Genomic DNA, 11,154 nt, shown 5'->3' with positions numbered 1-11,154 from the left:
AGCTGCGCCGCCCGCGTCACCTCCGCCTCCGCGAGCCTGTCGAGGTGCGCCTGCGCCGCCGCCTCGATCCGTGCCGCGCGCGCCTCGCTCCCCTCCGTCGCCACCGTGAGCGCGCGCTGCGCCCCCGCCGCCTGCTCCTGCAGCACCGCGAGCCGCTGAAGCTCCACCTCGCGCAGCGCGGCCAGGTGCTGCTCGTAGATCCCCCGCAGCGCCGCGAGCCGCTCCGCCTCGGCCTCGGCCTGCCGCGCCTCCGCGCGCTGCACCGAGGCGAGGTGCTGCTGCTCCACCTCGCGCAGCGCCGCGAGGTGCTGCTCCTGGCTCTCCCGCAGCGCAGCCAGCCGCCGCGTCTCCGCCTCGGCCTGCCACGCCTCTGCCCCCGCGAGCGCCGCCAGCAGCTTCTCGTGCGCCTTCCCCAGCGCCGAGAGCCGCTGGCTCTCCGCCTCGGCCTGCCGCGCCTCCGCATCGCGCAGCGCGTCGAGCCGCTTCGCCTCGGTGGCGCCGAGCGCCGCGAGGTGCTGCTCCTGGCTCTCCCGCATCGCCGCGAGCCTGCGCGTCTCCGCCTCCGCCTGGAAGCTCTCCGCGCGCTTCAGCGCCCCGAGCAGCTTCTCGTGCACCTCGTGCAGCATGGCCAGCCTCCGCGCCTCCGCCTCGGCGTGCCGCGCCTCGGACGCCTGCAGTGCCCCGAGCCGCTCGGCCTCCGTCGCCTGCAGTGCCCCGAGCCGCTCGGCCTCCGTCGCCTGCAGGGCCGCGAGGTGCGCCTCGTCTCCCTGCCGCAGCGCCGCGAGCCTGCGCGCCTCCGCCTCCTCCAGCGCCGCGAGCCTGCGCCCCTCGGCCTCTGCCTGCCGCACCTCGATGCCCTGCAGCGCCGCGAGCACCCGATCCTGCATCTCGGCGAGGGCGCCCAGCCTGCGCGCCTCGGCCTCTGCCTGCCGCGCCTCGGCGTCTGCCTGCCGCGCCTCGGCCGCCGCGAGCGCCCCGAGGTGCTGCGCTTGCAGCTCCTTCAGCACCGCGAGCCGCTCGGCCTCGGCCTCCGCCCGTGTCGCCTCCGCGCCGCGGAGCACCGCGAGGTGCTGCTCCTGGGCCTCCCGCAGCGCCGCGAGCCTCGCCGCCTCGGCCTCTGCCTGCCGCGCCTCCGCGCTGCGGAGCGCCGCGAGGTGCTGCTCCTGGGCCTCCTGCAGCGTCCGGAGCCTCGCCGCCTCGACCTCCTGCAGCGCCGTGAGCCGCTTCTCCTCGGCGGCCGCGCTCTCCGCGCGCTGCGCCGCCTCCAGCGCCAGGGCCTCTGAGCGCCGCTTCTCCTCGACAGCCGCGCTCTCCGCGCGCCGCCTCTCCGCCGCGGCCTCCGCCGTCGCCAGCCGCTTCTCCTCGGCGGCCGCGCTCTCCGCGCGCCGCTTCTCCGCCGCGGCCTCCCCGTCTGCGAGCCGCTTCGCCTCTGCGGCCTCCTGCGCCGCGCGCCGCTTCTCCTCCGCCTCCAGGGCCTCCGCGCGCCGCTTCTCCTCCGCCTCCAGCCGCGCCGCCGCGTCCTCGTCGAGCCGCTGCGTGATCCGCGCCACCGCCTCGCCCGCCACGGTGCCCGCCCGCTCCATCGCCCGCGCTGCCACCGGCTCGGCCACCGCCCCCGCGACCTCCGCTGCCCGCGCCACGCCTGCCGCGATCTCCGCCCGGATCTGCGCCGCCGCGTCCAGCAGCGCCTCCGCGCTCTCCTTCGCCAGCGCCCGCTGCCCCGCCGCGAGCTGCGCCTCCAGCCCCGCGAGCCGCGCCCCGATCGCCTCTGCCGCCGCCGGCAAGGCCTCCCCTTGCCGCGCGATCATCTCCAGCGCCGCGAGCTGCCGCCCTCCCACCGTCAGCGGCGCGAGCGCCCCCACCGCATAGCGCTGGAAGGCCGCCCCGAACCGCCCCTCGGCCCGCCGCACCAGCACGGCCCCGAGCCCCAGCATCGCCGACGCCGACACCCCGGCCGCCGACGTACCGAACGCCCGCGACAGCCCCTGCATGGGCGCCGCGAGCCCGGCGCGCAGCGCCTCCACGTCCCCGCTCCCGGCGAGCGCTTGCCGCGCCCCCTGCAGCGTCTCGAAGAGCCCGAGGAAGGTCCCGAGCAGCCCGAGCATCACCAGCAGGCCCACCAGGTACGGCGTGAAGGGCACCCCCCCGCCCCCGCCGCCCCCGACGCCTCCGCCGCTTCCGACGCCTCCGCCCACGCGCGCCTCCAGCATCGCGCGCAGGAGCGGGCTGCTTCCCGCAATCGCCTCGCCCGTCGCCTTCTCTGGCAGCGCCTTCACCTCGTCCGTGAGCCGCGCCGCGCGCGTCGCCCGCACGAACAGCTCCAGCGCCCCCAGCACGAGCCCGACCCCGATGAGCCACACCAGCCCGTGCGCGATGGGATCGGTCCCCTTGTAGACCGCCGCCGCCCGCGCCACGATGCCGAGGCCGATGGCCGTGGCGATCACCACCCCGACCCGTGTCACGCGCGCGCTCCCTTCATGACCTGCCCGGCGTGTGGCTCGCCTCCACCAGGGCCACGAGCCGCCGCGTCTGGTGCGTGAACACCGCCTCCACCACCCGCCGCATCCGCTCCATCTCCAGCCGGATCCAGCCCATCTCGTCGAACCAGCGCGCCACATCCGCCGCGACCGGCTCCTCGGGCAGCGCCCCCACCGCTTGCTGCAACCCTTGCCCGAAGCACTGCCCGAGCGCCGGCGCGAGCGCCCCGAGCACCCGCTCCCGCCCCTTCTCCGTCGCCGCGCCGATCACCGCGTCGAGCCGCTCGAGGCGCCCCAGCTCCGGCCCGAGCACCCGGAGCCCCGGACCCACCTCGGCCCGCAGCGACTGCACCTCGTAGCGGATCCTCCCGAACAGCCGCCCCAGCAGCTCCCCGAACGGCTCCCACACGGTCCCTGCCGCTGCCGCGCTCACCCGCCGCCCTGCCGGCCCGAGCGCCCCCACCTGCGTGAGCAGGTCCAGCATTTCCACGGCCCCTGGCAGCCGGTTGCGCCGGTGGAACGGCTCCTCGAACGTGCGCCGCAGCGTGCTCGCCAGCTCCTTCAGCCGATCCTCCACCACCGCCCGCAGCGCCGCCGCAGCCGCGCCCGACGCGCGCCGCTGGCCCACGGGCGGCAGCGCCAGGGGTGCATCGGCAGGACCGAGCACCTGCGCGAGCGCCACGCTCCCGTGCAGGTCCATCAAGCGCGCCAGGTGCTCCGCCGGATCCTCGGGCGGCTTCGGCGCTGGAACGGCGAGGCGCCCTCGCCCCCGGGAAGGCGTGAGCGGGAGCGGCACCAGCGCCGACGCCGTGGTGGCCAGCGACGTCCCCGCGTACCCCCGCGTCGGGACCGTGAGCGCAGTCCCGAGCGGCCCACTCAGCGGACCGCTCAGCGGCCCACCCTGCGCGCCATCCTGCGCCTCACCCGCCACCTCGCTCGACGCACCGCTCGACGCACCGCTCGACGTACCGCGCGACGCACCGCTCGCTTGTCGGCCCGTCTGTGCGCTGGGAGGACCGCGCCGCGGCCTACCGGGAGGCGCGGCCGGTTCCCCGCGAACAGGGCCAAGTGCGGAGCGTTCCGACGGCACGGCGCGCGGTAGTTACCCGCCAGCAGCGCGGGTCGCAAGCAGGAAACCCGGTGCCCTGCGCGCTGGAAGTGCTTGATTTTCCGCCTCGTGCCCCGCTCGCCAGGCACGACCAGGTGCCTCGACGCAGCGATCCGCGACGAAACCTGCGATGGCGACCGGCGGGAGCGAGGGCCCGGGAGCCCTCGGATCCAGGGAACTCAGCCTCGATGCCAGCCCCGATGCCAGCCCCGACCACCTGAGCCCGGCATCACCTGGGCAGGCAGCTCACGGCCGGCACTCCGCGCAATGTTCCCTGCAGCACAACGTCGACCTCCCTGCGCTCCCGGGCGGCGCCTTTCCTCCGCCGCACCGCCGCACCGCCGCACCGCCGCACCGCCGCACCGCCGCACCGCCGCACCCACCCTTCCCCCCCCGCGGCTCACGCTCACAGCATCGTCCCCCGCAGCACCAGGTCGGCCACGCTGAAGTAGATCACGAGCCCCGACACGTCCACGAGCGTGGCCACGAACGGCGCCGACGCGCTCGCCGGATCGAACCTGAGCTTCCGCAGCAGGAACGGCAGGAGCGACCCTGCCAGCGTCCCGAAGAGCACCACCCCCACCAGGCTCACCGCCACCGTGATCGCCACCCGCGTCGCGTGCTCACCGTAGGTGTGGAAGAGCGCCTGCCAGATCATGATCCGCGCGAAGCCGATCACCCCGAGCGTGCACCCCAGCAAAAGCCCCGACAGAACCTCCCGCCGGAGCACCCGCAGCAGGTCCACCGGGCGCAGCTCCCCGAGCGCCATCGCCCGGATCACCAGCGTCGTCGCCTGCGACCCGGAGTTGCCGCCGCTCGAGATGATGAGAGGCACGAAGAGCGCCAGCACCACGGCGCGCGCGATCTCGTCCTCGTACCGCGCCATCGCCGTCGCCGTGAGCATCTCCCCGAGGAACAGCGCCGAAAGCCACCCGGCCCGCTTCTGCACCATCCGGAGGAGCGGCGTGCGCAGGTACGGCGCGTCGAGCGCCTCCATGCCGCCGAGCTTCTGGATGTCCTCCGTCGCCTCCTCCTCCACCACGTCGACGATGTCGTCCGCGGTGATGATGCCCTTGAGGCGCCCCTCTCCATCGAGCACCGGGATGGCCATCAGGTGGTGCTGCGCGAACACCCGCGCCACGTCCTCCTGGTCCGTGTCCTCGCGGACCGAGACCACATCGCTCGTCATCAGGTCCTGCACCTTGCGGTCCCCCCGGGTGGTGATGAGCTGCCGCAGCGACACCACCCCGACGAGCCGCTGCTCCGCGTCGAGCACGTAGCCGTAGCTCACCGTCTCCAGGTCCCCCTCCGCCTGCCGGCGCAGATACCGGATCGCCTCGTCGGCCGTGGACTCCGGCCGCACCCGCGCGAACAGGGGGCTCATCAGCCCACCGGCGGCGTCTTCCGCGTACGCGAGCAGCGCCTTCACCTCCCGCCGCGTCGCCTCGTCGAGCAGCCCCAGAAGCTCCTCCCGCAGCTCCGGCGCCTCCACCTTCTGCAGCACGTCCGCGGCATCGTCGGGCGCGAGGAGCCGGATCCACAGCCGCCGCTCCCCGCGCGGCAGCGCCTGGAGCAGCGCCGCCTGCTCGTGCGCGGTCAGCGCCAGGAAGAACTCGTCGCTCTCCTCCCGCTCCAGCCGGTGGAACGCTGCTGCCAGCTCCTCGGGCTCCTCCAGCCCGGACCAGCGCTCCACGAGTTCGGCCGAGGTCAGGGTGACTGGCTCTTCCCGGTCCGTGGGCTGCGTTTCCATGGTGAGCCTTTCTGTGATGCACAGACTACGGCCAGGACTTCGTGCCCTGGAGCAGGTCGGCGGATGGGCGGGGCGGGTGGCTGAAGCAGAGCACCCCAGCCGTGGCGCCCGCCGGTGGCGTCGAGGAGGTGCACCCTCCCGACAGCGGTCGTGAAGGCGGGGCAGAATGTCCCTTGCTGTCCCTTGCCGCCTCCACCGCGCCACCATCCGCCCGGGCTGTGGGCTCGGGGGGCCTGCCCTTCATGAAGGTTTCTTCATGAAAACGACATGGGTGACTGGCGCCCCGCAGCGGCTCGGAGCGCGGGTTGCTAGGGTGGGGGGGTCATGCACAGTGCGACCCCCCCGTGGGCGTGGATTGTCTTCTGGGTTCTCTTGCTCGCCCTGCTCGGGGTGGACCTCTTCACGCATCGCGGAGGGCATAGCCAGTCGCGCCGCGCGGCCATCGTCTGGAGCATCATCTGGGTGACCCTGGGCTTCAGCTTCAGCGGCTTCGTCTGGGCCACCATGGGCGGCAAGCACGCGCAGGAGTACCTCGCGTCCTGGCTCATCGAGAAGAGCCTCAGCCTCGACAACGTCTTCGTCTTCCTCGTCGTCTTCCGCACCCTCACCATCCCCAAGAAGTTCCAGCACGAGGTGCTCTTCCTCGGCATCTTCGGCGCCCTCGTCTTCCGGGCCATCTTCATCTTCGTCGGCGCGGCGGCGCTCGAACGCTGGCACTGGGTGGCCTACATCTTCGGCGCCATCCTGCTCTTCACCGCCTACCGCGTCCTGCGCGAGGACCCCGACGACGACAAGGAGAACCCCACCGTGGCCTGGCTCTCCAAGCGGATGCCGGTGACGCCCACCGTGGAAGGGCCTGAGTTCTTCGTGAAGAAGGAAGGGCGGAGGCTGGCGACGCCGCTGCTCGTGGCGCTCGTGGGCCTGGAGCTGACGGACATCGTCTTCGCGGTCGACTCCGTGCCCGCCGCGTTCTCGGTGACCAACAACACCTTCATCCTCTACAGCTCCAACGCCTTCGCCATCCTCGGCCTGCGCGCCCTCTACCTGGTCATCGCCGAGGCCGTGGGCGAGCTGAAGTACCTGCACTACGGCCTCGCTGGCGTCCTCGCCTTCGCCGGCCTGAAGATCCTGCTGGCGAAGTGGCTGCACATCCCCCCGCTCCTGTCCGTGGGCATCATCGCGGTGTTCATCGGGACCGCGGTCTGGGCCAGCCTGCGGCACAAGCGCGCCGAAGCGGCCCTCCACCCGGGCGAGCCGGGCACCTCTCCCGGCGAGTCCTGAGCCAGCTCACACAGACCGTTCCCGGTTCGGGGCGCTCCCGGAGGCCATGACGCGCGGGACTCGGGGTCGTTGACGATGGGCCAGGGTGTCGATGTCGACGAGAAACCTGTCGACGTCGAGGGCCAGGGTGTCGACGTCGAGGGGCCAGGGTGTCGACGTCGAGGGGCCAGGGTGTCGACGTCGATGAGCACCCTGTCGACGTCGAGGGCCAGGGTGTTGACGTCGATGAGCACCCCGTCGACGTCGAGGGGCCAGGGTGTCGACGTCGATGAGCACCCCGTCGACGTCGAGGGCCAGGGTGTCGACGTCGATGAGCACCCCGTCGATGTCGATGAAAACCCCGTCGACGTCGAGGAGCCGGGTCCTCGACGTCGAGGAGAACCCCGTCGACGTCTATGCACCTGATCATAGACGTCGATGAAAAAAGGTTCGACATCGGCACCTCCGAGTGTCGTCGTCCCTGCAAAAAGGTTCGAGGAGGATGGCCCCGAACCTCGTCGCGACGCGCACCCTTGGCAGCTTTGCCGGTCGGCTCTTCAGCGGATCACGTCGCGGGTCCGCAGCGTGTGGAGCACGGCTTCCACCGAGCCGCCCTGCTCGCCGTCGCCGCAGCGCACCTCGACGATCTGCACGTCTCCGAGGGACGCGCGCGCGCCTGACAGCTCCACGTCGCCGTCGGTGAGCACCAGGCTGATCAGCCCGAGCCCAAGGCACACCTTCAGCGCGCTCACGGCCCGCGGGTCGAGCACGCAGGCGGTGTAGCCCTCGTCCCAGAGGCGCCGCTCCAGCGAGGTCGCGAGCTCCTCCCGGCGCGCCGCCTCGCCGCCCGTGAGGAACAGCGCGCAGGGCTCCTGCCCGAGCCGCGCGCGCCGCTCCGCCAGCGTGACCCGGCCCTCGCCGTGGCCTGCTTCGGCGGCGTGCAGCTCCTCGGCGCCGGGGCCGAGGATCATCCCCGCGCCCACCGTGGCGTTGGTGAGCCGGTCGATGAGGATGAACGCGCCCGTCGCCCGGTCCTTGCGGTAGGCGTCGAAGTGCAGCGGCCGGCTCGCGCCGAGCGTCACCCGGCCGATGTCGTTCAGGCCGAGGCGGTTCGCGGGCGCGCTCTCCAGGGTGTTCACGTCGACGCGCTCGTGGATGTCGTGCACTTCCGCCGAGACCGTGCGCGTCCCCTGCTTGAGCAGGTAGGCCGTGCGCAGCGTCATCGGCCGCTCGTGCATCCACACCACCATCGCCTCCACCGAGCGCGCCACGTGGGGCAGCGCGTCCCCGTGCACCAGCGTGTCGCCGCGGCTCACGTCGATCTCGCTCGACAGGGTGAGCGTCACCGAGCGCGGCGCCGAGGCCTCGTCGAGGTCACCGTCGAAGGTGACGATGCGCGCGACAGTGCTCGTCTTGCGCGAGGGCAGGGCCACCACCGTGTCGCCGCGGCGCACCGTGCCCGAGGCGATGGTCCCGCTGAAGCCGCGGAAGTCGAGGTCGGGGCGCTGCACGAGCTGCACCGGGAAGCGCAGCGCGCCCTGCCGGCGGTCGTCCGTGAGCGGCACCGTCTCCAGGTGCTCCAGCAAGGGCGGCCCCGCGTACCAGGGCATGGCCTCGCTCTTCGTCACCACGTTGTCGCCCTTGAGCGCCGAGAGCGGCAGGTAGTGGATGCCGGTGAAGTCGAGCTTCCGCGCGAAGTCCTCGTAGAGCCCGCGGATGGTCTCGAACACCGCCTCGTCGTAGCCCATCAGGTCCATCTTGTTCACGGCGACGACCACCCGCTGGATGCCGAGCAGCGAGGCGATGAAGCTGTGCCGCCGCGTCTGGGGCAGCACCCCGTAGCGGGCATCGACCAGGATCACCGCCAGGTCGGCGGTCGAGGCGCCGGTCGCCATGTTGCGCGTGTACTGCTCGTGCCCCGGCGTGTCGGCGATGATGAACTTGCGCCGCTCGGTCGCGAAGTAGCGGTACGCGACGTCGATGGTGATCCCCTGCTCGCGCTCGGAGAGCAGGCCGTCGACGAGGAGGCTGTAGTCGATTTCCCCGCCCGCCGCGCTCTTCTTCGCCGAGTCGCGGCGGAGGGCGTCGAGCTGGTCCTCGTAGACCATGTTCGCGTCGTGGAGCAGCCGCCCGATGAGCGTGCTCTTGCCGTCGTCGACGCTGCCCGCCGTGAGGAAGCGGAGGATCTCCTTCTGCCCGAGGCGCGCGAGGTACGCGTCGATGTCGGTGGCGATGAGCTCTCGCTCGCCCATCAGAAGTACCCCTCGCGTTTCTTGGTCTCCATCGAGCCCTTCTCGTCGTGATCGATCATGCGCCCCTGCCGCTCGGAGTTCTTCGTGAGCAGCATCTCCTGGATGATCTCCGGCAGCGTCGTCGCCGTGGACTCGATGGCGCCCGTGAGCGGGTAGCACCCCAGGGTCCGGAAGCGCACCAGCTTCTCCTCCGGCACCTCGCCGGGCAGGAGGCGCATCCGCGCGTCGTCGACCATGATCAGCGCCCCGTCACGCACCACCACCGGCCGCTTCGCCGCGAAGTAGAGCGGGACGATGGGGATGGTCTCCAGGTGGATGTACTGCCACACGTCGAGCTCGGTCCAGTTGGAGAGCGGGAAGACCCGGATGCTCTCGCCCTTGTTGATCTTGCCGTTGTAGAGGTTCCACAGCTCCGGCCGCTGGTTCTTCGGGTCCCACTGGCTCTGCTTGTCGCGGAACGAGTAGACCCGCTCCTTCGCGCGGCTCTTCTCCTCATCGCGCCGCGCCCCCCCGAACGCCGCGTCGAACCCCCACTTGGTGAGCGCCTGGAGGAGCGCGTGGGTCTTCATGATGGTGGTGTACTTCTGGCTGCCGTGGTCGAAGGGGTTCACGCCCTCCGCCTCGGGCTCGCGGTTGGTGTGCACGAGCAGCTCGAACCCGAGCTTCCGGCGCATCTCGTCGCGGAAGGCGATCATCTCCCGGAACTTCCAGGTGGTATCCACGTGGAGCAGCGGGAAGGGAAGCTTGCCCGGATAGAACGCCTTCTCGGCGAGCCGCAGCATCACCGCCGAGTCCTTGCCGATGGAGTAGAGCATCACCGGGTTCTCGAACTCGGCGACGACCTCGCGCAGGATGTGGATGCTCTCGGCTTCGAGCTGCTGGAGGTGGGTGAGTCGGGTGTCCGTCATCGTCCGTGATCACCGTTCATCGCCCGCGGAAGATAGCGCCTCCCCGGCCCGTCGGCGCCCGAAAGCGCCGCCCTACCAGCGCAGCGGCACGTGGCCGAGGTCGCCGCGGTTGTGGGCGCTCTCGCCGCGGAATCGGGAGACGAGCGGCCTCGCCGTCGAGCCCGTCTCGTAGCAGCGCAGCACCCCATCGTTCGCCGCGACGAGCAGCTCGTAGGTGCCGTTCCGGTCGACGTCCGCGAGCATCGGCGTCGCCTCGATGCCCTTCGGCAGCCCGAGCAGCTCCGCGCGCCCCCCGTCCGCGTGAAGGGCCACGAGCTTGCCGCGCTCCGTGCCGACGAGGGCTTCGAGCACGCCATCGCCATCGAGGTCGGTGACCACCGCGCTCCCGCTCACGCGCCCCTCGACCGAGCGAAACGCGCGCTTGTCGGCCGCTACCCCGAGGATGCCATCCTCGTCCCCCCACCAGGCCGTGGGCGCGACGAGCAGCGAAGGCCCGCTCCCGCCGCCAGGCAGCGGCACCGGCGTGGCGATGAGCCCCTCGATGCCATCGTCGTCCTGCTCCACCGCGCGCGCCCACCGCTGCCTCCCGGTGCGCGCATCGAGGAGGGCCAGGGTGCTGTACGACCAGGCCGCGAGCACCTCCGGCGCGCCATCCCCATCGACGTCCAGCACCTGCGGCGAGGCATGGATGCCCGACGTCCCCTTGGTCTGCCAGAGAGGGTCTCCATCCCTGCCCCGGTAGGCGCCGAGCACGCCGTCTCGCGCCCCGGCGATGACATCGTCGCGCCCGTCCCCATCGACGTCCACGATGGCCGCCGCCGCAATGAACCCGCGCGCGCCGTACTCATTGCGACCCGTCTCCACTTTCCAGAGCACGTCGCCGGTTGCCCCATTGAGTGCCCAGAGGATGCCCTCTTCGTCCCCGACCACCACATCCACCTGCTGGTCCCCATTGAGCTGGGCGAGGGCCGGCGCGGGCCGCACCTTGCCGCGGAGGCGCGCCTGCCAGAGCGGCTTGCCCTCGAAGGAGAAGGCGAGGACCTGGCCATTGTCGGTGGTGGCGACGATGCGGTCACCGTCGATGGCAATGCCGCCGATATCGTGGTCACCGCGGCCCGGCGTGTAGAGTTGCCGGCGCTGCTTGCCGGTCATTGCGTCGAGAATGTAGATGCCGTCGCTGGTCTCGAAGGTGCCGTCGAGGGTATCGCCATGGGTGCCGATGACGAGCGCGTCCCCCGCAATGGCCATGGTGGTACGGAAGGTGGTCTTGCCGACGCGGGCGGTCCAGCGGGGTTTGAGGGGCGTCTTGAGGCGGAGAGGAAAGGGATGGGTGGGGGGCGTGACGCCAGGGGTGCGGAGGGAGGGCGCGAGGGTGCGGCGGCCGGGGCGGGGGGAGGTG

At 72.3% G+C, this 11,154-nt stretch carries 8 protein-coding genes; 2 read left to right on the top strand and 6 right to left on the bottom strand.

Annotated elements, in window-relative coordinates; translation table 11 throughout:
* The 3 genes from CAP_RS42585 to mgtE form a co-directional block, all read right to left on the bottom strand.
* The coding region (locus tag CAP_RS42585; RefSeq protein WP_156041667.1) for a coiled-coil domain-containing protein at window positions 1–2,462 on the bottom strand (2,462 nt) is incomplete at its 3' end.
* A gap of 13 nt (window positions 2,463–2,475) precedes the next feature.
* A complete protein-coding gene (locus CAP_RS42580; protein WP_052376919.1) occupies window positions 2,476–3,408 on the bottom strand; it encodes a DUF3348 family protein in 933 nt (310 codons plus the stop codon).
* A gap of 583 nt (window positions 3,409–3,991) precedes the next feature.
* Complete coding sequence (gene mgtE, locus CAP_RS42575; RefSeq protein ID WP_044252281.1) at window positions 3,992–5,335, bottom strand: magnesium transporter; 1,344 nt, start codon at window positions 5,333–5,335, stop codon at window positions 3,992–3,994.
* A 324-nt stretch (window positions 5,336–5,659) separates the two neighbouring features.
* Here mgtE and CAP_RS42570 point away from each other — a divergent pair, with 324 nt between their 5' ends.
* On the top strand, window positions 5,660–6,616 hold the full coding sequence (locus CAP_RS42570; protein ID WP_044252278.1) for a TerC/Alx family metal homeostasis membrane protein: 957 nt from the start codon (window positions 5,660–5,662) through the stop codon (window positions 6,614–6,616).
* A 75-nt stretch (window positions 6,617–6,691) separates the two neighbouring features.
* A complete protein-coding gene (locus tag CAP_RS51705; RefSeq protein WP_044252275.1) occupies window positions 6,692–7,021 on the top strand; it encodes a hypothetical protein in 330 nt (109 codons plus the stop codon).
* Between the two features lie 131 nt (window positions 7,022–7,152).
* Here CAP_RS51705 and cysN read toward each other — a convergent pair whose 3' ends face one another.
* The 3 genes from cysN to CAP_RS42550 all read right to left on the bottom strand — a co-directional run.
* On the bottom strand, window positions 7,153–8,847 hold the full coding sequence (gene cysN, locus CAP_RS42560; RefSeq protein ID WP_052376918.1) for a sulfate adenylyltransferase subunit CysN: 1,695 nt from the start codon (window positions 8,845–8,847) through the stop codon (window positions 7,153–7,155).
* Window positions 8,847–9,755, bottom strand: a complete 909-nt coding sequence (gene cysD / locus CAP_RS42555; RefSeq protein ID WP_044252273.1) for a sulfate adenylyltransferase subunit CysD — start codon at window positions 9,753–9,755, stop codon at window positions 8,847–8,849. The genes cysN and cysD overlap by 1 nt, the downstream gene beginning before the upstream one ends.
* A 72-nt stretch (window positions 9,756–9,827) precedes the next feature.
* Window positions 9,828–11,154: PQQ-binding-like beta-propeller repeat protein (locus tag CAP_RS42550; protein WP_044252270.1), on the bottom strand; the 1,327-nt coding region annotated here is incomplete at its 5' end.

Origin of the sequence: Chondromyces apiculatus DSM 436 (assembly GCF_000601485.1) — a bacterium.
In the GTDB taxonomy this organism is placed as follows: Bacteria; Myxococcota_A; Polyangia; order Polyangiales; family Polyangiaceae; genus Chondromyces; species Chondromyces apiculatus.
The sequence above is the reverse complement of the archived record's forward strand: the minus strand, read 5'-3'. Positions and strand labels throughout refer to the sequence as shown.

Bases quoted from the DNA above. Each gene is read 5' to 3' on its own strand.
- mgtE (WP_044252281.1), bottom strand. From the start codon at position 5,335: ATGGAAACGCAGCCCACGGACCGGGAAGAGCCAGTCACCCTGACCTCG.
- CAP_RS42570 (WP_044252278.1), top strand. From the start codon at position 5,660: ATGCACAGTGCGACCCCCCCGTGGGCGTGGATTGTCTTCTGGGTTCTC.
- CAP_RS51705 (WP_044252275.1), top strand. From the start codon at position 6,692: ATGGGCCAGGGTGTCGATGTCGACGAGAAACCTGTCGACGTCGAGGGC.
- cysN (WP_052376918.1), bottom strand. From the start codon at position 8,847: ATGGGCGAGCGAGAGCTCATCGCCACCGACATCGACGCGTACCTCGCG.
- cysD (WP_044252273.1), bottom strand. From the start codon at position 9,755: ATGACGGACACCCGACTCACCCACCTCCAGCAGCTCGAAGCCGAGAGC.